General features: G+C 62.0%; 18 protein-coding genes. 9 read left to right on the top strand and 9 right to left on the bottom strand.

Annotated features, from left to right (window positions below; all coding sequences use genetic code 11):
• The first annotated feature begins 5 nt into the window (after positions 1-5).
• The 5 genes from BW979_RS09165 to BW979_RS09145 all read left to right on the top strand — a co-directional run bounded on the left by BW979_RS09165 (position 6) and on the right by BW979_RS09145 (position 7203).
• Complete coding sequence (locus tag BW979_RS09165; protein ID WP_076383661.1) at positions 6-2693, top strand: TcfC E-set like domain-containing protein; 2688 nt, start codon at positions 6-8, stop codon at positions 2691-2693.
• Positions 2690-3835, top strand: coding sequence for a CfaE/CblD family pilus tip adhesin (locus BW979_RS09160; RefSeq protein WP_076383660.1), 1146 nt, complete (start codon positions 2690-2692; stop codon positions 3833-3835). Before BW979_RS09165 ends, BW979_RS09160 begins: the two co-directional genes overlap by 4 nt.
• A 297-nt stretch (positions 3836-4132) precedes the next feature.
• A complete protein-coding gene (locus tag BW979_RS09155) occupies positions 4133-5452 on the top strand; it encodes an MFS transporter (RefSeq protein ID WP_047227120.1) in 1320 nt (439 codons plus the stop codon).
• Positions 5453-5754: 302 nt separating this feature from the next.
• Positions 5755-6243: a heme utilization protein gene (locus BW979_RS09150; protein WP_076383659.1), complete on the top strand. Its 489-nt coding sequence runs from the start codon at positions 5755-5757 to the stop codon at positions 6241-6243.
• A gap of 339 nt (positions 6244-6582) precedes the next feature.
• Positions 6583-7203 (top strand): flavin reductase family protein, encoded by a 621-nt coding sequence (locus tag BW979_RS09145; protein ID WP_076383658.1) that lies wholly within the window; start codon positions 6583-6585, stop codon positions 7201-7203.
• 117 nt (positions 7204-7320) lie between these two features.
• Here BW979_RS09145 and BW979_RS09140 read toward each other — a convergent pair whose 3' ends face one another.
• Together BW979_RS09140 and BW979_RS09135 are read right to left on the bottom strand one after the other, a co-directional pair.
• Positions 7321-7566 carry a hypothetical protein gene (locus BW979_RS09140; RefSeq protein WP_047230388.1) on the bottom strand — a complete coding sequence of 82 codons (246 nt, stop codon included), beginning with the start codon at positions 7564-7566 and terminating at the stop codon, positions 7321-7323.
• A gap of 41 nt (positions 7567-7607) precedes the next feature.
• Positions 7608-7961 carry a putative quinol monooxygenase gene (locus tag BW979_RS09135; protein WP_047230389.1) on the bottom strand — a complete coding sequence of 118 codons (354 nt, stop codon included), beginning with the start codon at positions 7959-7961 and terminating at the stop codon, positions 7608-7610.
• Positions 7962-8287: 326 nt separating this feature from the next.
• On the opposite strand from BW979_RS09135, the gene BW979_RS09130 reads away from it, so the two are divergent.
• Complete coding sequence (locus tag BW979_RS09130) at positions 8288-9217, top strand: AraC family transcriptional regulator (RefSeq protein ID WP_047230390.1); 930 nt, start codon at positions 8288-8290, stop codon at positions 9215-9217.
• Positions 9218-9370: 153 nt separating this feature from the next.
• Here the strand turns inward: BW979_RS09130 and BW979_RS09125 are convergent, their stop codons facing one another.
• Positions 9371-10819, bottom strand: a complete 1449-nt coding sequence (locus tag BW979_RS09125) for an aldehyde dehydrogenase family protein (RefSeq protein WP_076383657.1) — start codon at positions 10817-10819, stop codon at positions 9371-9373.
• Entirely contained in the window at positions 10816-12453 is a 1638-nt protein-coding gene (locus tag BW979_RS09120) for a 5-guanidino-2-oxopentanoate decarboxylase (RefSeq protein ID WP_076383656.1), read from the bottom strand. Before BW979_RS09120 ends, BW979_RS09125 begins: the two co-directional genes overlap by 4 nt.
• A 115-nt stretch (positions 12454-12568) precedes the next feature.
• Here BW979_RS09120 and BW979_RS09115 point away from each other — a divergent pair, with 115 nt between their 5' ends.
• Positions 12569-13450: a LysR substrate-binding domain-containing protein gene (locus tag BW979_RS09115; protein ID WP_076383655.1), complete on the top strand. Its 882-nt coding sequence runs from the start codon at positions 12569-12571 to the stop codon at positions 13448-13450.
• Between the two features lie 178 nt (positions 13451-13628).
• On the opposite strand, the gene BW979_RS09110 is transcribed toward BW979_RS09115, so the two are convergent.
• On the bottom strand, positions 13629-14648 hold the full coding sequence (locus BW979_RS09110; protein WP_076383654.1) for an alpha/beta fold hydrolase: 1020 nt from the start codon (positions 14646-14648) through the stop codon (positions 13629-13631).
• A gap of 210 nt (positions 14649-14858) precedes the next feature.
• Positions 14859-17171 (bottom strand): 5-methyltetrahydropteroyltriglutamate--homocysteine S-methyltransferase, encoded by a 2313-nt coding sequence (metE, locus tag BW979_RS09105; RefSeq protein WP_076383653.1) that lies wholly within the window; start codon positions 17169-17171, stop codon positions 14859-14861.
• Between the two features lie 107 nt (positions 17172-17278).
• Between metE and metR the strand changes: the two genes are divergently transcribed.
• Both metR and BW979_RS09095 read left to right on the top strand, forming a co-directional pair.
• Entirely contained in the window at positions 17279-18196 is a 918-nt protein-coding gene (gene metR / locus BW979_RS09100) for a transcriptional regulator MetR (RefSeq protein WP_047230407.1), read from the top strand.
• Positions 18197-18346: 150 nt separating this feature from the next.
• Positions 18347-19594 (top strand): hypothetical protein, encoded by a 1248-nt coding sequence (locus tag BW979_RS09095; protein WP_076383652.1) that lies wholly within the window; start codon positions 18347-18349, stop codon positions 19592-19594.
• A gap of 7 nt (positions 19595-19601) precedes the next feature.
• Here BW979_RS09095 and BW979_RS09090 read toward each other — a convergent pair whose 3' ends face one another.
• Genes BW979_RS09090 through BW979_RS09080 form a run of 3 tightly spaced genes read right to left on the bottom strand, consistent with a single transcriptional unit; the run spans position 19602 to position 21226 of the window.
• On the bottom strand, positions 19602-20144 hold the full coding sequence (locus BW979_RS09090; protein ID WP_076383651.1) for a GNAT family N-acetyltransferase: 543 nt from the start codon (positions 20142-20144) through the stop codon (positions 19602-19604).
• A 2-nt stretch (positions 20145-20146) separates the two neighbouring features.
• A complete protein-coding gene (locus tag BW979_RS09085) occupies positions 20147-20785 on the bottom strand; it encodes a LysE family translocator (RefSeq protein ID WP_076383650.1) in 639 nt (212 codons plus the stop codon).
• A gap of 24 nt (positions 20786-20809) precedes the next feature.
• Positions 20810-21226 (bottom strand): NUDIX hydrolase, encoded by a 417-nt coding sequence (locus BW979_RS09080; RefSeq protein ID WP_047230398.1) that lies wholly within the window; start codon positions 21224-21226, stop codon positions 20810-20812.
• Between the last annotated feature and the right edge of the window lie 110 nt (positions 21227-21336).

Here is a 21336-nt window from a genome sequence, read left to right as displayed (position 1 = left end):
CACGTATGAAACGCCACTTCACAGCTATCTCCATCTCCCTTTCATGGGCGCTGGCCGAAGGCGCCTGGGCCGCGACCGACGCCTTGACTCAGGTGCCGGCCGGCTTCGAAGCCTTGGTCGAAGGGCAGGTGGAACAGCTCGAACTACAACTGTTCAACCGCAATCTCGGCGTGCACCCGGTGCTGGTCCAGCCCGGCCGGATCGAATTCAAGCAACCTGAGCGCATCGCGGCCCTGCTGGTGGAAGCCGGCGTACTGGCCTCGCCTCAGGAACTGCTGCCATTACTGTCACAGCCCTTGCCCAGCAATAGCCAGCTGGCCTGCTCCTACGGCCTGGCCAGCGAGGCGAGTTGCGGCTATCTCGAAACCGAGGCAGTGGCCGTGATTCTCGATGAGGCCGGCGCCCGTCTCCAGGTCCTGCTGCGCAAGGACTGGCTGCCGACCAACGAGGCCTCGGCCCTGCGGCTGCACACGCCGAGCGAGGCAGAGAATGCCCTCGTCCACCGGCAAAACATCAATATCGCCCAGTCCGACAGTTACCGCGCCCTGGGTGCCAGCGGCCTCGGCGCACTCGGCCTGGGAGAAAACAGTCACCTGGGGTTCACCTGGACCTATCAGGCCAACCAGAACAAGCGCGGCAGTGACAGCAACCTGGAATTCAACAACGCCTACTACCGGCGAGACTTCGACCGTGAACACTACGCACAGGCGGGACGCATGGACATGAGCAACCTGTCCAGCGCCGAAGGCGGCAACTTCAACTTCAGCCTGCTGCCTTTGGGCCGGATCGACGGCGCCCGTGTCGGCACCACCCTGGCCTACCTCAATCGCGACGTCGTCGGACAGGGCACGCCCATCTCCCTGATCCTGACCCAACGCGCCCGCGTCGATGCCTTTCGCGGCGAAGAACTGCTCTCCACTTCTTATCTGGATGCCGGTGTGCAGAACGTCGACACCCGAACCTTCCCCAACGGCAGTTATCCGGTGACCCTGCGGGTGATCGAAAACGGCCAGGTAACCCGTACCGAAACCGTGCCCTTCAGCCGCACCGACGGCAACGGCCTGGGGGATGACACCGTGCAATGGTTTTTACAGGGTGGGCGCACGGCCGAGCATTCCCTGTACGAACAAGATCCCGCCGCCGTGGCCCAGACCGGCCTGCGGGTACCGCTGCTCGATAACCTGGCGCTCACCAGCGCGATCACCTGGCTGGACACCGCGTTCTACAACGAAAGCCGCCTGGACTGGGCCGGCACGCTGGGCGCCAGCAGTTGGTCGCTGTCGGCCGCCCTCCTGGAGGGCAACGACGGGGCGAGCGGCAACAGCCAGCAGTTCACGTTCAACCATGGCCTGTCCTGGAACCTCTATCGCTACTCGCTGCGCAGCCCGTCCTGCGAGCACAACCGCCGCACCTACCAGCAGAGTGGCTGCAACGAATCGCTGACGGCCAGCGCATCGCTGCCGTTGGCCGGCGGCGCCCTCACCGCTGGCTATAGCTACAACCGTTATGCCCAGGTGAATCCGTCCTACTACTGGAACACGTTGCCCGGCGAGCCGGACCTGACCGACGAACTGACCACCGCCACCTGGGCCCGCACCCTGCAGGTGGGGTTCTCCCGCGGGCATCGCCTGGGCCAGTTCCACCTCACGCACCGCGTGGGCGCGTTTCGCAATCAGAGCGGCAATCGGCCGACCGACCACGGCCTGTACCTGAGCCTCAGTCTGTCCCATAACCAGCGCTCGACATCCGGTGGCTTCCGGCAGACCAGTGTCGGCCTGGACGCGCGCCGCGAGCAGGCCGCCAGCGACAGCGTCCGGACCAGCCTGGCCCATACCCGTGTCTGGGACAGCGAGCAAGGTCGCAACGAGATGAATACCGGGCTGGGTTACGACGACCTGGGCCGCTGGGACGCCGAACTGGCCGGGCGACTCGAACGTAGCTGGGGCGAAACGAGCCTGGCGATGTCACAGCGCGGCGGTGACCGGCATGATTCACGCCCTGGGCTCAGCGGCAACCACTCTTCCTCCCTGGCACTGGGGCGCGAAGGTTTCTTCTGGGGCCCCGGCCAGGGCGGCACAGGCCCTGGTGCCGCCGTCGGCATCGTCGCTGCGCCAATGGAAAACGCCACCGGCGCCGCGGCCAAGGTCAGTGGCGGCTACGGCGCCCAGACCAGCATCGGCTTCGGCGAGAAACGGCTGATTCCGATCAATGGCTTCGAGGTCTCCCAGACTCGCATCAGCGATGCCGATGCCTCGCGCCAGAACCTGAGCTCGGTGAATGTCGGCAACGGCAGCCGCGACTGGTTCCTGCCACCCGGCAAGCTGGCGGTACAGCGCATCGAGTCCAGCCTCAGCTACACCTACATCGGACGCCTGGTGGACGCCCGGGGACAACCGCTGGCACAGGCGGCCATCCTCAACGCAGCGATGATGGAAACCGCCGAGGACGGCAGCTTCGTCGTCGATCTCAACAAACCCCCGCAACCGTTGTTCGCCCTGGACCTGAACGGTGTGCATGCCTGCGCCGTGCAGTCGGCCACCGCTCGCAGCAGCTTGCGCCAGGTCGGCACGCTGACCTGCCAGAGCACCACCCTGGACGCTCTGCCCAGAGACCTGCGCGACCCCGACCGACTGGAACGCTGGACCGCGCGCCGCAGCGCCGCGTTATCGTCAGACAAGAGAAACCAGCCATGAATCTGATCTTTCACCGTTGGGCCCGTCGCCTTGGCGCACTGATTGGCGCGTTCGCTGCGCTACCGGCGCTCGGGGACATCCATCCCAGCAACCACTATCAATCCGAGATGCTGCAATTCGACCGCTCGACCCCGCCCGCCGATCATTACATCTGGACGCGGATGACCCATGGCTGGCACGAACAGCCCGTGGCAGGCGCAGGCTATAAGACAATGCATTTTGTCTGTCTGTCCAACACCGATCCAGCAACAGGCCAGTGCCTGACCACCACCGGAGGCAGATATGGCACCACCGAGATAAAGCTGCGTTTCACGGAGAAACGCAGCCGACTGTCCGTGGTTCTGACCGTCAAAGGCAACATTACACGCAGACTCCCGATCCACAGCCCCTGCGGGGTGTGGGGTTCCAGCACCTGGATGCTGACCTCGACATCACATGGCAATTGCGAGGGAGTGGATGCGACGGGTACGGCCTCCACCCTCTGGATTCCTCGGTCAGAACTCGCCAAATTGCCTGCCGGTGGCATCTGGACGGCGCAATTGGTCATGAAGCTCAGGAGGTTCTACTCGCAGCCAATCGGAGACGCCCATATCTACACCGTCGATTTCAAGCTGGACGTGACCGATCACAATAACGTGCAGATCTACCTGCCCGCCCACGGCATCAGCACCCCGCAGGTGGACCTGAACCTGCGCACCCGCCCGTTGATCAATGGCCCCGGCGGTATCGTCTCCGGCCAGGCTGTCGTCGATGCCTGCCTCTACGACGGCTACAACTCCAACAGCCAGCGTTTCGAAATGCGCGTCACCGACAAAAACCCCGTACCTGGCATGGCTGGACGCTTCTTCGTGCAGCACACCTCCGGGGGGACGGACGAACGTAACCGTATCGAATACCGGGTTCGCACCCGCACCGCCAACCTGGGCGAGACACAGCATGTCTCAGGTCAACCGGTGACCTTTACCGGTATCAACAATGCCGATATCCGCGCCGTGCGCTTGCCCAACGTCCCCTTCCCGGTCGTGTGCACACCCTGGCCGATCACCCTGGAGACACCACAGTTCCGGCAGATCGACAAGAATACCGGGCAATATCGGGGAGAGCTGAACCTGGAGTTCACGCCTTCAACGTCGTCGCCCTGAGCCTTTGGGTGTCGGTACTGGCGCCATCGCGAGCAGGCTCGCTCCCACAGGGTTCTGTGTATGCAGGTCCAATGTGGGAGCGAGCCTGCTCGCGATGAGGCCAGCAGCCAAGCATGATGACCTTCAGAATGAGCGGATTCCCGCTCATTCCACCGCCAAAATGAGCGCCTATCCGCTCACCCAGCATTCAAAACCCCTCTAGACCGGCCTTCTCCCACCTGGCACAGCTCCTGCTATAGCCCTGGCAGGCTGCGTTCCCACGCGCTCCACAAAAACAATTAAACGAAGGATCCTTCAATGGATAACTCCAACGCCCTTCCCCTCGGGTCGGCCGCCGCGCCCGCCCGTGAAAGAACCACTGCCAGCCGGATCAAGTCGATTTTCAGCGGTTCGGTCGGCAACATGGTCGAGTGGTATGACTGGTACGTCTACGCCGCTTTCTCGCTGTACTTCGCCAAAGTATTCTTCCCGGCCGGGTCCTCCACCGCGCAACTGATGAAAACCGCCGCGATCTTCGCCGTGGGCTTCCTGATGCGTCCGATCGGTGGCTGGTTGATGGGCCTGTACGCGGATCGCGCCGGCCGCAAGGCGGCGCTGATGGCCTCGGTGTACCTGATGTGCTTCGGCTCGCTGATCATCGCCCTGAGCCCCGGCTATGAAACCATCGGCGTCGGTGCCCCCATCCTGCTGGTAGTGGCCCGCTTGCTTCAGGGCCTATCGGTGGGCGGTGAATACGGCACCTCGGCAACCTATCTGAGCGAGATGGCCACCAAGGAACGTCGCGGCTTCTTCTCCAGCTTCCAGTACGTGACCCTGATCTCCGGCCAACTCATCGCCCTCGGCGTGCTGATCGTGTTGCAACGGTTCCTCACCACCGAAGAGCTGTATGCCTGGGGCTGGCGCATTCCATTCGCCATCGGCGCGTTGTGCGCGATAGTGGCGTTGTACCTGCGTCGCGGCATGGAAGAAACCGAGTCGTTCACCAAAAAGGAAAAAGCCAAGGAAAGCGCCATGCGCACCTTGATGCGCCATCCAAAAGAGTTGATGACTGTGGTCGGCCTGACCATGGGCGGCACCCTGGCGTTCTACACCTACACCACCTACATGCAGAAATACCTGGTGAACACGGTCGGCATGAGCATTTCCGACTCCACCACCATTTCCGCCGCCACCCTGTTCCTGTTCATGTGCCTGCAACCTTTGATCGGCGGTTTGTCGGACAAGGTCGGTCGGCGGCCGATCCTGATCGCCTTCGGCATCCTGGGGACGCTGTTCACCGTACCGATCCTGACCACCCTGCACACCATCCAGACCTGGTGGGGCGCGTTCTTCCTGATCATGGCGGCGCTGATCATCGTCAGCGGCTACACCTCGATCAACGCCGTGGTCAAAGCCGAGCTGTTCCCCACAGAGATCCGCGCCCTGGGCGTCGGTTTGCCGTACGCCTTGACCGTATCGATCTTCGGCGGCACCGCTGAATACATCGCCCTGTGGTTCAAGAGCATCGGCATGGAAACCGGCTACTACTGGTACGTGACGGCGTGCATCGCCGTGTCGCTGCTGGTCTACATCACCATGAAAGACACCCGCAAGCATTCGCGGATCTTGACCGACTGACCTGCGCACACACAAAAACGAAAGGGGCGAACCTGAATGGGTTCGCCCCTTTTTTTGTGCCTCGTGTCCGAAGATTTATCCGACATTAATCTCTGGTTAATGCCCGCCCTACATCCTCATCCTCACCAAAACGCTGTTCGGGTACGCCGGTGATGACATTTATCGCCGATCAGTAACAACGAGCAACCAATCGATAAATACGATTTGTTTGAGCGTTTTTTTGCGCTTTTTAATCGATTTAACAAGCGTAATATGAATTCCACACCCAAGGCGATCAACGCCAACCACTTCGGAGAACGACCATGAAAACCAAACTGATCCTCGCCCTGACCCTGTCCGTACTGGCCGCCAACACCTTCGCCGCCGATGGCTTCGACCGCACTCAGTCGGCCATTGCCGCTGACGGTTACGACCGCACCGGCGCTGCCACCGTTGCCGCCGACGGCTTCGACCGCACCGGCTCCAACGCTATCGCCGAAGACGGCTTTGACCGCACTGGCTCGAACGCTATCGCTGAAGACGGCTTCGACCGCACCGGCTCCAACGCTATCGCCGAAGACGGCTTCGACCGCACTGGCTCGAACGCTATCGCTGAAGACGGCTTTGACCGCACCGGCTCCAACGCTATCGCCGAAGACGGCTTTGACCGCACCGGCTCCAACGCTATCGCTGAAGACGGCTTCGACCGCACTGGCTCGAACGCTATCGCTGAAGACGGCTTCGACCGCACTGGCTCGAACGCTATCGCTGAAGACGGCTTTGACCGCACCAACACCGCCTCTCTCAGCTAATCCCAACGAGGCTCTCTCACAGCCCGGCTTCGGCCGGGCTTAGTTGTTTTTGGGGTACAGGAAAACGGTCAGCCTCAAGCCCAACACAAAAGTGGTCTCACTGAAGAACAAATTGTGGGAGCGAGCCTGCTCGCGAAGAGGTCAGCACATTCAACCCCTACGTCCCCTGCTACACCGTCATCGCGAGCAGGCTCGCTCCCACAGGATTGTGTGGCAGACGAAAGTTCCGTGAACCCTGAAGAGCAAATGAGTGAGCAGGCTTGCCAGGTGCTGACAAAAACAGTCGCCCCCTGCACTATCCACAACATCCTCAAAATCCATCCCCAGGACCCTCGCCTCATGCCCGACGACATCCACTACTACGAACCCGCCCACGGCCACGGCCTGCCCCACGACCCGTTCAATGCCATCGTCGGCCCACGCCCCATCGGCTGGATTTCCTCCCAGGACGCCGAAGGGCACCTGAACCTGGCGCCCTACAGTTTTTTCAACGCCTTCAACTACATTCCGCCGATCATCGGCTTCTGCAGCGTCGGGCGCAAAGACAGCCTGAACAACATCGAACAGACCGGCGAATTCGCCTGGAACCTGGCGACACGCCCGTTGGCCGAGCAGATGAACCAGAGCTGCGCCATGGTCGCGCCAAAGGTCAATGAATTCGAACTGGCCGGTTTGACGCCAGCGTCATCACGGGTGATCCAGGTGCCACGCGTGGCGCAAAGCCCGGTGTCCTTCGAATGCAAGGTCACCCAGATCATCCAGTTGCAGCGCGCGGACAAGGCATTGGTGCCCAGTTGGCTGATTCTCGGCGAGGTGGTCGCCGTGCATATCGCCAAATGGTTGTTGAAGGATGGGGTATACGACACCGCCGCCGCCGAGCCGATTTTGCGCGGCGGCGGGCCGGCGGATTATTTCCAGCTGGGTCCCGAGGCGCTGTTCAAGATGCACCGTCCTCAATAGCAGTGCACAGACAAAGCGTTTTATCTGTGGGAGCAAGGCTTGCCCGCGATGAAGACAACGCAGCCTGTCTTTTGAACCGAGGTGACTGCATCGCGGGTAAGCCTTGCTCCCATAACGTTAATCTCGCGGGTTCCAGATCAGCTCGCCCTCATCGCCCACACCCTTGAGATGGGTCAACTCAATGGCCGCCGCCGAGTCGGCATCAGTGGCCGTCTTGAACGTCTGATCTTCAAGCACCTTGTTAAAACGCGGCGCACCGGAACCACCAATGGCTTTGGTGGCAATCGCCGCGTAGTAGCCGCCGCCCTCTTTGGGGACGACCGCGGAAACAGCTTCGAAGGTTTCAAAGGCTTTACGTGCCATATTGCGCATCCTGGCGATGGAAAATGACGCTCATTAAACCTTCAACCCGCCAGTTTGTGTACCTTCGCCAGGCACCCTTCGGTCGCCTGGGCGGCGGACACTTCCCGGAAGGTGTGGAAATCCAGGCTGCTCACCACCAGGTCCTGTACCAGCTCGGCGAAGATCGCCATGGCCGGTGAGTTGAAATAAGCATCCATCGCCTGTTGATTGACCCAGAGCCCGGACACCAGCCACAGATCGGCGTCGCATTGCGATTGCTGCAAGGCAAAATGCAGGCATCCGGGAGCCTGGCGCGAAGGCGTGATCAGCGTACTCAGGCGTGCACCCAATGGCTTGGAGCAACCGGAACGGGCCCGCACAAAGGCCATGTGACTGACGGGGATCTGTGTAGACATGTTCAACCTCCCAGGTAATCCGTTGTGCAGCCCGGGACAGGCTGCGACAGGATCAAAGGTTAAGCGCCACCACGCCAGCCTGGTTAGTCGATTCCTGCCGACCCATTGCACAATCCTGCGCGGGAGCGGGACCCAATCGGTCCTCCATCGGCGAGGATCCGGGAAAGTTGAAACAAAAGGTTTCAAGCAAGTTTTTGTCACATTAAGCCATGGTGAATCGATGCACCGTGCAGGATCAGGCAAGCTTTCGACAGGATGTGGCTACCACTGCAACTTGCACAAACATAAGCTCTGCTCATCGCTCCCCCTTTCCCGAGGATTCCGGCATGTCGCCGCTTGACCACGCCCACGTCCCGCTGGACACGTATCTGGAACAACAGCGCGCCGAACTGGCGTCGATCATCGCCCGCAATACCAGTGAAGACGGCAACTACGCCACGGCCATCGACTCGCTGAATCTGTCGCGCCACAGTCAAGCCCATCAATTCGCACCGGTGCTGGCGCGACCGGCGCTGTGCATCATGGCCCAGGGCAGCAAGCAGGTGCGCCTGGCGGATGAGTTGTTCAACTACGATCCGCTCCATTACCTGGTGGTCTCGGTCTCGATGCCCCTGAGTGGTTGCATCGCCAGCGTCTCGCCCGATCAGCCGATCCTGGCCCTGCGCCTGGACATCGATCCGGCGGAAATCACCGCGCTGATTGCCGACGCAGGCCCCCTCGGCGTACCGACGCGCCCCACCGGTCGCGGCCTGTATGTAGAACGCTTGGACACGCCGATGCTCGACGCCGTGTTGCGCCTGACGCGCTTGCTCGACAGCCCGAAAGACATCGCCATGCTCGCGCCCCTGGTGCGCCGGGAGATTCTGTACCGCCTGCTGCGCAGCCCTCAGGGCTATCGGCTGTACGAAATCGCCATTACCAACAGTCAGAGCCATCGCATCAGCCAGGCGATCAAATGGCTCAATGGCCATTTCGAGCAACCGTTGCGCATCGATGACCTGGCCCGGGAAGTGAACCTCAGCGTCTCGACCCTGCATCACCGCTTCAAGGCCATGACGGCCATGAGCCCGCTGCAATACCAGAAACAACTGCGCCTTCAGGAAGCCCGGCGACTGATGCTGGCCGAAGGGCTGGAAGCTTCGGCGGCGGGGTATCGGGTGGGGTATGAAAGCCCTTCGCAGTTCAGCCGCGAGTACAGCCGCCTGTTCGGCGCGCCGCCGCTGCGGGATCTGGCGCGGTTGCGGATGACCGTCTGAGCTGATTTTTGGGTTGGCTGTGCCGGCCTCATCGCGAGCAGGCTCGCTCCCACAAGGGCTCTGTGTTGAACACAAATTCTCCGTTCACCCAGATCAACTGTGGGAGCGAGCCTGCTCGCGATGGGGCCAGTAAAGACAGCCCACTTCTAGCGCTCAAACCGCCCGCACCACATGCTTGATCTCCTGAAACGCCGCCAGCCCCCAAGGCCCCAACTCGCGGCCCATGCTGCTCTGCTTGTAACCGCCCCACGCCGCCTGGGGAAAGATCACTTGGGGGGCGTTGATCCACACCAGTCCCGCCTGCAGTGCATTGGCCACCTGTTCGGCAACTTCGGTATCGCGACTGACGACACTGGCCACCAGGCCGAAACGGCTGTCATTGGCCAGGGCAATCGCTTGCTCCAGGGAGGTGAAACGGCGCACACACAGCACCGGCCCGAAGATTTCTTCGCACCACAGCTCGCTGTCCACCGGCACGTCGGTGAAGACTGTCGGCTGTAGAAAATAGCCGCGCGGCAAATGCGCGGGGCGTTGTCCGCCGCACACCAGCGTCGCCCCGGCGCTCAAGCCCCGGTCGATATGCCCAAGCACGCGTTGGTATTGCGCCTGGTTGACCAGCGCGCCCATCTCCACGTCAGGGTCAAACGGGTCAGCCACGCGAATCGCTTCGGCGCGAGTCTTGAGCCGTTGCAGGAACTCGTCGGCCAGCTCATCGGCGACCAGCACGCGACTGGTGGCCGAGCACATTTGTCCGGCGTTGAAGAAACCGCCACCACAGGCCAGCTCCACCGCCAGCTCCAGATCAGCGTCGGCCAGCACCAGCAGCGACGACTTGCCACCCAATTCCAGGCTCACGCCCTTCACCGTTTCCGCCGCCCGTTGCATCACCTGCACCCCCACCGCATTGCTGCCGGTAAAGGAAATCTTCGCCACGCGCGGATCTGTCGCCAGCGGCGCGCCCACGGCCAGCCCCGTGCCGCAGATCAGGTTGAACACGCCGTGGGGTAAGCCGCACTCGGCGATGATCGACGCCAGTTCCAACTCCGGCAGCGGTGTCACCTCCGAAGGTTTGAGCACCACACAACAGCCGGCAGCCAAGGCCGGGGCGAGCTTCCAGGCGGTGGTGACCATCGGGAAATTCCACGGCACGATCAAGCCCACCACACCGCAGGGTTCGCGGCGCAGGCGTGCCCTGAAGTCATCGCTGGGCAATGCCAGTGGGCTGTCCTGCCGGGCGTCCAGCCCTTCGGCCAGTTCGGCGTAATACTCGAAGGTGGCGACCACGTCGTCGACATCGATGGCCGCTTCGAACAGGGGTTTGCCGTTATTGCTCGATTGCAGATGCATCAAGCGCTCACGAGCAGCCCGCACGCCGGCGGCGATACGGCGCAGAAGCGCCCCGCGCTCGGCGCCGGTGGTGTTCGACCATTGCGCCAAAGCCTGGGTCGCCGCGTTCAAGGCCTGATCGACGGCGCGCTCATCGCCGCCATTGACCGTGGTCAGCAGCGCCTCGGTGACCGGGTTGATCACCCGCAAATGCTGATCGCCCGATGACCATTGGCCGTTGATGTACAGGCCGTCCTGGGTGGTGGGGAAATTCATTGGGCCACCCCCACCATCCAGCGCGCCTGATCGATTTCGATCAGGGTCGGACCCTGGCGGTCGTGGGCCTCCAGCAATGCGGCGCGCAATGGCGCCACGCCGTCGACCGCCTGTGCAAAGCAGCCCAGGGCCTTGGCCACGCCAATGAAATCCGGGGTGTAGATGTCCACGCCCACCGGTTCAATGGCGCGGTTGACCATGTATTTCTTGATCTCTTCGTAACCCTGGTTATTCCACAGCAGCACGATCACTGGCACGCCTGCTTCCACGGCGCTGGCCAGCTCCGGCAGGGTGAACTGCAAGCCGCCATCACCGATCAGGCACACCACGGGCGGGCGCCCCTTACCCGAATCGATGCCGCCGAGCCAGGCGCCGATGGCCGCCGGCAAGGCATAGCCGAGGGTGCCGTAGCCGGTGGAAGCATTGAACCAGCGACGTGGATGTTCCGGGTTGAAGGTCAGGTTGCCGGTGTACACCGGTTGTGTGGAGTCACCGACGAATACCGCGTCGGGCAAGGCCTGCAAAACCGTGTCGATGAACAAGGTCTGCGCGCGGGTCGCGACGTCCCAGTCCCGGTCCAGATCCGCCCGTAACCGCGCGGCACGCACCTGGCCCCAATCGCTGTTGCGCTGGGTCAGGGATTGTTGCTTCAACCCATCGAGCAAGGCCTGGCTAGCGCTGCGGGCATCGGCCACCAGCGCCAGGTGCGGCGGGTAGTTGCGCACGGTCTGGTCCGGGTCGATGTCGATGCGCAGCAATGCACCGGGGATTTCGAAGCCGCCGGCGAAGGTGATGTCGTAGTCGGTCTCGGCCAACTCCGTGCCGATGGCCAGCACCACGTCGGCCTCGGCCACCAGTGCGCGGGTGGCCACCAGGCTTTGCGTGGAACCGATCAGCAGAGGATGACGCGACGGCAACAAGCCTTTGGCGTTGATGGTCAATGCCACGGGGGCGCCGAGGCATTCAGCCAGTTCGGTCAGTTCGCGGGCGGCATCAATGGCGCCGCCACCGGCCAGGATCAGCGGCCGGCGGGCCTTCGCCAGCATCGCCGACATCTGCGCCACGGCACTCGGCGCGGCCCCGGCACGGCTGATGTTCACTGGCCTTGTGGCGAGCAAGGCATCGGCGTCTTCGACCAGAACGTCCAACGGAATTTCAATGTGCACCGGCCGCGGGCGACCGGCCTGGAACAAGGCGAAAGCCCGGGCCAGCACTCCCGGCAACTCGGCGGCGGACATCAGCGTGTGGGAAAACGCCGCCACGCCACTCACCAACGCGCTCTGGTTCGGCAGTTCATGGAGTTTGCCGCGCCCGCCGCCCAACTGGCTGCGGGACTGCACGCTGGAGATCACCAGCATCGGGATCGAATCGGCGTAGGCCTGGCCCATGGCGGTGGTGATGTTGGTCATGCCGGGGCCGGTGATGATGAAGCACACACCGGGCTTGCCGCTGACGCGGGCGTAACCATCGGCCATGAAGCCGGCGCCCTGTTCGTGACGCGGCGTCACATGGCGGATGCTGGAACGGGCCAGCCCACGATACAACTCGACGGTGTGCACGCCGGGAATCCCGAACACCTGCTCCACGCCATAACCTTCGAGTAACTTGACCAATACTTCGCCGCACGTCGCCATTGCCACTGACCTTCTTGTTTTCGGGGAATGGCGTTATTGGAACGGCCAGGCCATAGCCGCAACAATGGATAAAAAGTCATACTAGCCATGTCCCTACATCATGGCTCGATTCCAAATGAAACGACTTCCTCCGCTCCCGGCGCTGCACACGTTTCTGATCACCGCCCAGTGCTGCAACTTCACCCGGGCGGCGGAACAGTTGCACATCACCCAGGGCGCGGTGAGCCGGCAGATCGCCGGGCTGGAGGAGCATTTGGGTTACGCGCTGTTCCTGCGTCAGGCACGGGGCCTGAGCCTGACGCCGCAGGGACAGGCGTGGTTGCCACGGGCGCAACAGGTGTTCGGCCTGATCGCGGAAGCGGTGGAGCAGATCGGCGAGAAACGCCAGAGCGTGCGACTCAAGGCGCCGACCTGCGTGCTGCGCTGGCTGATGCCGCGTTTGCTGCAATGGCAAAAGGTACGACCGGACATACCGGTGGAGTTGACCACCACCGTCCGCCACGGCGTGGATTTCCAGCGCGAAACCTTCGACGCCGCGGTGGTCTATGGGCCGCCGCCCGCGCCTTCATTGACGAGCCTGCACTTGTTCGACGAACAACTGACACCGGTGTGTTCGCGTCCACTGCTTGAAGGTCCGGTGCCGCTGCGCTCACCCGCCGACCTGCAACACCATCTGCTGCTTCATCCCACCAGTGACGAGCGCGACTGGAACGCTTGGCTGGAGGCTGCGCAGGTGCAACTGAGCAACGTCAGCAAAGGCCAGCATTTCGAAACCCTGGACCTGGCGATGTCCCTGGCCTCCCAAAGCACGGGCGTGGCGATTGGCGACTGGTCGCTGATCGGCGACGACCTGAACGCCGGGCGACTGGTGATGCCCTTCGAACTGAAGGTCAGGACCGGGTTGGCCTATCACCTGGTGTATCCGCGCAAGCCCGGAGCGTCGGAGCAGTTGCAGGCGCTGATGGAGTGGTTGGTGGAGCAGGCGCAGACGCGCTAGCTGTTTCACCGCAAGCCCCCTGTGGCGAGGGGATTTATCCCCGCTGGACTGCGCAGCAGGCCCCAAGCAATCGAACATGATCAGCCTGACATACCGAGGCGCCAGTTTTGGGGTCGCTTCGCAACCCAGCGGGGATAAATCCCCTCGCCACAGATCAGTCCCCTTATCACGGGAAAAGCTACAGCAGATTCGGCACCTGCACCGGCTCGATCTGCGCCCAATGCGAGGTGTCTTCGCGATGCTGCTGCAAGTAGGGCAACACCGCCCCCAGCAACGGTTCCTTGAACGCTTCTTGAAACCGGTGGGCCAGGCCCGGTATCAGCTTCAGGCGGCTGCCACGGATGTGCGCCGCCAGGTGCACACCGTGCATCACCGGCAACAACGGGTCGGCGGTGCCGTGAACCACCAGGGTCGGCACGCGCAGTTGATTGAGCAGCGCCACCCGGCTCGGCTCGGCCATGATCGCCATGATCTGGCGTTGCACGCCTTCGGGGTTGAAGGCCCGGTCATAGGCCTGGGCGGCCTGATGCAACAGTGCTTGACGATCATCCACCACCATCGGACTGCCCAGGGCGGCCAGCAGATCGGCCTGTTGTTCCAGGGCCACTTCACGATTCGGCGCACTGCGCCGGGACAACAGCTGCACCAGGGTTTCGCTGGGTGCCGGCAGGCCTTCGGCACCCGAGCTGGTCATGATCAGAGTCAGGCTCTCCACCCGCTGCGGCGCCATGGCCGCCATGTGCTGGGCGATCATCCCGCCCATGCTCACCCCCAGTACGTGAAAGCTTTGCACCTGCAACGCGTCCATCAACCCCAAGCCGTCGTCGGCCATGTCGGTCAAGGTGTAGGGAGCGGCCACGGGCAGGCCCAGCTTGTAGCGCAAGGCTTCAAAGGCCAGGTTGGCGCTGCCGGGCGCCTGACGCCAGGCGGACAAGCCCACGTCGCGGTTGTCGTAGCGAATCACCCGAAAGCCCTGCTCGCACAGGGCCGCCACCACCTCGTCCGGCCAATGTATCAACTGCCCGCCCAAGCCCATCACCAGCAACAACACCGGGTCGGAGGCACGGCCGATGCTCTGGTACGCCAGACTGACCTGATCCAGATCGACCCGTTGGGTCGCAACGTTGACATCACATCGAGAAGCCGCAATCGACGGCAGGCCGAACAACAACGCGGCCAGAAAGATAAATACACGCATGAAGAAACACCAAAACGCAGAACCCCAGTAGAGCGCGAGTCTGATGAAGTTTGTTCAAGCGCGCTGCCACAGTTGCGTGACAGTTTGATGAAGATTGCCAAATGGTCGCTCCACCCGGTCAAATGAAGCAAAGCAGAGCACTCCCCCTGTGGCGAGGGGATTTATCCCCTCGCCACAGGTCAGGTGCATGCCTGTAAGAGTATTCGGGCTTCAGGCCAACTGACTGCGCAACTGCCGCGCCGCCGCCACCATGTTCACCAGCGCCGCCTCTGTCTCCGGCCACGCCCGGGTCTTCAGGCCGCAATCGGGGTTGACCCACAGCCGGTCCGCCGCAATCCGCTTCACCGCCTTGCTCATCAACGCCACCATCTCGGCCGTGTCCGGCACCCGTGGCGAGTGGATGTCGTAGACACCCGGGCCGATATCGTTGGGATACTCGAACGCTTCGAAAGCCTCCAGCAACTCCATGTCCGAACGCGAGGTTTCAATAGTGATGACATCGGCGTCCATGTCGGCGATGGCCTTGATCACATCATTGAATTCGCTGTAGCACATGTGGGTGTGGATCTGGGTTTCGTCGCTTACACCCGATGCGCTCAAGCGGAAGGCCTCCACGGCCCAGTCCAGGTACGCCTGCCATTGCCCGCGTCGCAGAGGCAAGCCTTCGCGGAAGGCGGCCTCGTCGATCTGCACGATTTTGATCCCGGCCTTTTCCAGGTCCTGCACTTCGTCACGCAGGGCCAGGGCCAGTTGTTGCGCCTGGACCTGACGCGAGACGTCCTCGCGAGGGAACGACCACATCAGCATGGTCACGGGGCCGGTGAGCATGCCCTTCATCACCTTGTCGGTCAGGCTCTGGGCGTAGCGGATCCAGTCGACGGTCATCGCTTTCGGCCGGCTGATGTCGCCGTAGATGATTGCCGGCTTCACACAACGCGAACCGTAGCTCTGGACCCAGCCGAAACGGGTGAAGGCATAGCCGTCCAGTTGTTCGGCGAAATATTCCACCATGTCGTTGCGTTCGGCTTCGCCATGTACCAGCACATCCAGGCCCAGGCGTTCCTGGATCTGCACGGCATGGCGGATCTCAGTGTGCATGGCGTCCTGATAATCGTTGACCGACAGCTTGCCTTGCTTGTAGGCCTGGCGCGCCAGGCGAATCGCCGGAGTCTGCGGGAAGGAACCGATGGTGGTGGTGGGAAAGGCCGGCAGTTTCAGCCGGGCGCGCTGCTGCTCCATGCGCTGGGCAAACGGCGAGCGCCGCTGGCTGTCCTGTGGCCCTATCGCGGCGAGGCGGGCCTGAACCTCGGCTTTGTGAATGCGTGTCGAGCCGGCACGACGAGCATGCACGTCGCGGCTGTCGGCCAAGGCGTGTTGCACACCGGGTGCCTGGGGGTCGTTGAGCGCATCGCGCAGTACCGCCACTTCACCGCATTTCTGCACGGCAAAGGCCAGCCAGCTCTTGAGTTCAGGGTCCAGTCGGTCTTCACGCTCCAGGTCCACGGGGCTGTGCAACAGTGAGCAAGAGGTGCTGACCCAGAGGTTGTCGCCAAAACGCTCCTGGGCCGGCTGCAATTGCGCCAGCGCCTGTTCCAGTTCACAGCGCCAGACATTGCGACCATTGACCAGCCCCACCGACAGGATTTTGTAGGTCGGCAGGCGATCGAGCACCTGGCCCAGTTGTTCCGGCGCCCGTACCGCGTCGATGTGCAAACCGTCCACCGGCAGGCTCACCGCCAGGCCGAGGTTGTCTTCCAGACCACTGAAATAGGTCGCCACCAGCTTTTTCAGCGGCGAATACTGAAGGATGTGATAGGCCCGCTCGAACGCGCTTTTCCAGGCCAGGGGCAGGTCGAGAGTGAGGATCGGCTCGTCGATCTGTACCCATTCCACGCCCTGGGCCTTGAGGCGATTGAGGATTTCACCGTAGACCGGCAACAGACGTTCAAGCAGGTCGAGCTTGTCGAAGTCCTCGCCCTTGGCCTTGCCCAGCCACAGATACGTCAAAGGGCCGATGATCACCGGTTTGACCCGATGTCCCAGGGCATGGGCCTCGTCCACTTCCTCGAACAATTGCTCCCAACTCAGGGCGAAGCGCTGGTCGGCGGAAAACTCCGGGACCAGATAGTGGTAGTTGGTGTCGAACCACTTGGTCAGTTCCTGAGCGTATTGGGCTTGCCCGTGATCAGCTCCGCAGCAGGCAGCGGTGGCGCCTCGGGCCATGGCGAACAGGGTGTCGAGGGTCGGCTTGGCCTGGGCGTCGAGGGTGTTGTGGAATCGCGACGGGACGGCACCCAGGGTCAAAGTGTGGCTGAGCACCTGGTCGTACCAGGCGAAATCACCGACCGGCAGCAGGTCGATGCCGGCCTCTTTCTGCAGTTGCCAGTGCCGGGCCCGCAGTTCACGGCCCACCGCTTGCAGCGCGGCCGGTGCCAGGTCGCCCTTCCAGTAGGCTTCGAGGGCTTTTTTCAGTTCGCGGTCGGCGCCGATGCGGGGAAAACCTAAGGTGTGGGCCAGGGCCATGGTGTGTGTCCTCCTGTAAAAGATGGCGCCATTGTCGACAGCCAGCCCCACATGAGACAAACTCAACCTTTTCGTGTTGATCACGAGTTTTACTCATGGAGCCCACGGTGCTTGAAATCCGCCACCTCAAGACCCTGCACGCCCTGCGCGAAGCCGATAGCCTGGTCGAAGCCGCCGAACGCCTGCACCTGACCCAGTCCGCCCTTTCCCACCAGTTCAAGGAACTGGAAGAACGCCTGGGCATGCAGCTATTCGTGCGCAAGACCAAACCGGTGCGTTTCACCAGTGCCGGCCTGCGCCTGCTGCAACTGGCCGACGCCACCCTGCCGTTGCTGCGCAGCGCCGAGCGGGACATCGGTCGGTTGGCCGGAGGCACCGCCGGGCGCTTGCACATGGCCATCGAGTGCCACAGTTGCTTTCAGTGGCTGATGCCCACCATCGACCAGTTCCGCGACGCCTGGCCGGAAGTCGAGCTGGACCTGGCCTCGGGCTTCGCCTTCGCCCCACTGCCGGCCCTGGCCCGGGGCGACCTGGACCTGGTGGTGACCTCCGACCCGCTGGAACTGGCGGGCATCACCTACGTGCCGCTGTTCACCTACGAAGCGATGCTCGCCGTGGCCAACCAGCACCGACTGGCGAACAAACCCTACATCGTGCCGGAAGACCTGGTCAGCGAAACCCTGATCACCTACCCGGTGGAGCGCGATCGCCTGGACATCTTCACCCGTTTCCTGGAGCCGGCCGACATCGAACCGGCCCAGGTGCGCACGTCTGAACTGACGGTGATGATGATGCAACTGGTGGCCAGCGGTCGTGGCGTCTGCGGCATGCCCCATTGGGCACTGCATGAATACAGCTCGCGGGGCTACGTGAAGGCCAAGCGACTGGGAGAGAAAGGTTTGTTCGCCACGCTGTATGCCGCCGTGCGCACCGACATGCTCGATGCGCCCTACATGCGCGACTTTCTGCTGACGGCCAAGGACACTTCGTTTTCGACCCTCGACGGCGTCAGTGCCGTGCGCTGAAGCACAGCGTGTTTTTTCATTCGGTGTGCAAAATGACCAACTGTCTGAATATCACACTCACCTGTCAGGTCTGACAGGTGACACCCTTCTCCTTTCGCGCTCTGATGGTGCCAGCCCCGAGTCAGTTCAGGCACCGTAGCGAGGAGAAAGATGGACAGCGTGCGCAACTCATCGCAGGCCGACGCAGCTCTTGAGCTGCTGCCCATGTACATTCCCGGATGGAAGACACCCGTGCTGCCGACCGGCGCCTACCACGGCGGCATTCCCCTGACCATTCATTCGCCATCCATCAGCCTGTACATGGTGATTGATCCGGTGACGATACTCTCTGAACCAATGGATATCGGTGATTCTGTCGAGCTGTGGGTCAATGGCAAACCGACATCCGTGATCAAGGTCATCAAGGCAGGCGAGGAGAACGACCGCATAGACATGGAGTTGCCATGGGGGTGGCTGGTGAACGGCGGCAATACACTGTTTTACCGAGTGACCCGGGTCAGCCAGAATCACGAAGACTCGACCCCGATCCTGGACCTGCTGTTCCATTACCCGCCATCCGGGATCACGGTCAGCCATCCGGCCAGCGTCAGCCCGGCACAGCCAGGCACATTTACTTTAACCCGCAGCTACCCACGCGAATTTGATGAGGTGACACTGACCGTGGGGACTTGGAGTAAAACAATCCCCTATGTCCATCCTGCCAACCCGATCACTTACACGTTGTCGGCCGCCGACCTTCAGCAGATCGGCGACGGCACCCATCCGGTGAGTGCCCGGATTGTCGATCAGTTGCGCAACAGCAATATATCGACGACGAGCTCCATCATCATCGGCACGGCACCGGTGGAATGGGAGGATCACTACACTTCACTGGCGGACTCCTATAACGGCTGGATTCCCTATCTGGCGGCTCGTTCCGGATCTATCCGCCCGCACGTCATGAACCATCAATCAGTAAACGCGTTTTTCAACTTCACCGATCAAGGCGCCCCATACGGCTTCGCCGGGGTCATCCTCTATCAGGATTTCCTTTTCATTCCCGGACAATACCAATTCACGTTCGAAGGAACCCATGTTGCCGACAGCAGCCACATTCCAGGGCTGGTCAACCCGATCCTTTACCCTGACACCGGCATGCCGCAATGGCGTGGCGTGCCCCGTCATGTCCCCAAGGATGGAGTCTGGTACCTGTTTTCAATCGAGTTCACCATCACCGAACGAGGGATGGTACGAATGTATATAAACAATGACCAGGATAGCGGTAACGGCAACGATTTCGGCATACGAAACATAAGAATCGTGCGCTTGAACAGTGGAGCAGGAAGCATGAGCGCGCCTGCGGAGGAATCCGATTTGCCCGTTTATACCGGTCCACGGCCAGAGATCAAATACCCTTGACCAATTATCAGGACAAGGGCGAATCGACCTCTTCGCCCTTGATCTCAGGCATCGATATCTGGCGCCACATGTGGATTTTGTCGAAATAATCCTCGCCCACCCGCACCGCTAAAGGTTCAAGCCCGAACTGGATGAAACCGCAGCGCTGGTACAACTTGAAGGCGGCCTCATTGCCGGCGGTAACGGTGAGCTGGATGAGTTTCAGTGCAGGGTGGCTTTGCGCTTCGGCCAGTACAGCTTGTACCAGCTCATAACCCAAGCCGCGCTGACGAAATTCGGCCGACACATACATGCCAAACAGTGTTGCCTTGTGGCGGGCCTTTTCCCTCGGTTCGAAAGCCAGGCCAACGATGCCGGCCAATGTTCCTGCTTCGAACGCACCCAGCACCACATCAAGCTTGCCGGTCAACCGCCCTTCCCACCAACTCAACGGCATCAGCGCCCGCTCCCGCACACTGGAAGTGAACGCCTGCGGATGGCGATCGTAGGCTTCAAGCATCAGCTCGCGGTAGGCCAAGGCGTGATTGGCATCCAAACGCTCAATCCACATGCTCACGCCGTCCTGCGCTGTTCAAGCATCAGGCGCAACGCCAGCGCGCCGAGCACAAACCCCATGAAGTAGCGCTGCGCCGCCAACCAGGTGGGGTTATGGACGAACCAGGAGGCAATGCCGGCGGCGAACAAGGCAATCAGCAGGTTGACGCTGAAACTGACGCTGATCTGGGTCAGCCCGAGGATGATGCTCTGGATGAACAACGAGCCGTGTTCCGGACTGATGAACTGCGGGAACACCGACAGGTAAAACACTGCAATCTTTGGATTCAGGGCACTGGTGAGGAACCCCATGGTGATCAGCTTGCGCGTCGAGTCCGCCGGCAGTTGCTGGGCCTGGAACGGCGAACGTGCGCCGGGCTTGACTGCCTGCCAGGCCAGCCACAACAGGTACAGCGCGCCGGCCCATTTCAACACCTCATAGGCCATGGGCACCGCCAGGAACACCGCCGTCAGCCCCGCCGCCGCGGCAAACATGTGCACGAAGAAGCCCGCCACCACCCCCAGCAGGGAGGTGACGCCGGCTTTGCGGCCCTGGCAGATCGAACGGGAAATCAGGTAGATCATGTTCGGGCCGGGCGTGAGCACCATCAGCAACGCGGCGGCGGCGAAAATCAGCAGGTCCGGCAATGGAATCATGGGCGTCAGTCCTTGAGTCTGGGGTCAGCACGTCTCGAGAAGGCTGGCTCGATAAAACGGCAGGATCACCTCGCCTGTCAACGGCGCCAGCAGCAGATCGCTGTCACTGGCCGGGTCGATCCAGCGCACTTCTTCAATCTCGGCGGCGGGAGAAACCGGTGCATCGATGCTCAGTAAAAAAACGTCAGCCTGCACGACAAAACCCGGCTCGTTGGCGGCCGGGGCACTGAACGCCCCCAGGTAACGGGCCTGTGCCGGATCAATCGTCAGCCCAAGCTCTTCGTCCAGCTCACGGGCCAGGGCCTGGACCGGTTGCTCATGGGCCTCGATCTTGCCGCCCGGCTGCATGAAGGCCTGGGTGCCGCGCTTGCGCACCAGTAAGGTCCGGCCGTCCGGTCCGATCAACAGAGCGGCGGCGATGCGGATGATGGGAGTGGTCATGATGAAATGCCCTGGGCAGAAAATGCTCGCAAGGGTACAGAGCGCAGCGACGGGAGCAAAGCCCGGCGCCGCCTTCAGACGCCACACAAAACCACTGTGGGAGCAGTTTT

This window comes from Pseudomonas sp. A214 (assembly GCF_900156295.1).
In the GTDB taxonomy this organism is placed as follows: Bacteria; Pseudomonadota; Gammaproteobacteria; order Pseudomonadales; family Pseudomonadaceae; genus Aquipseudomonas; species Aquipseudomonas rhizophila.
The sequence above is the reverse complement of the archived record's forward strand: the minus strand, read 5'-3'. Positions and strand labels throughout refer to the sequence as shown.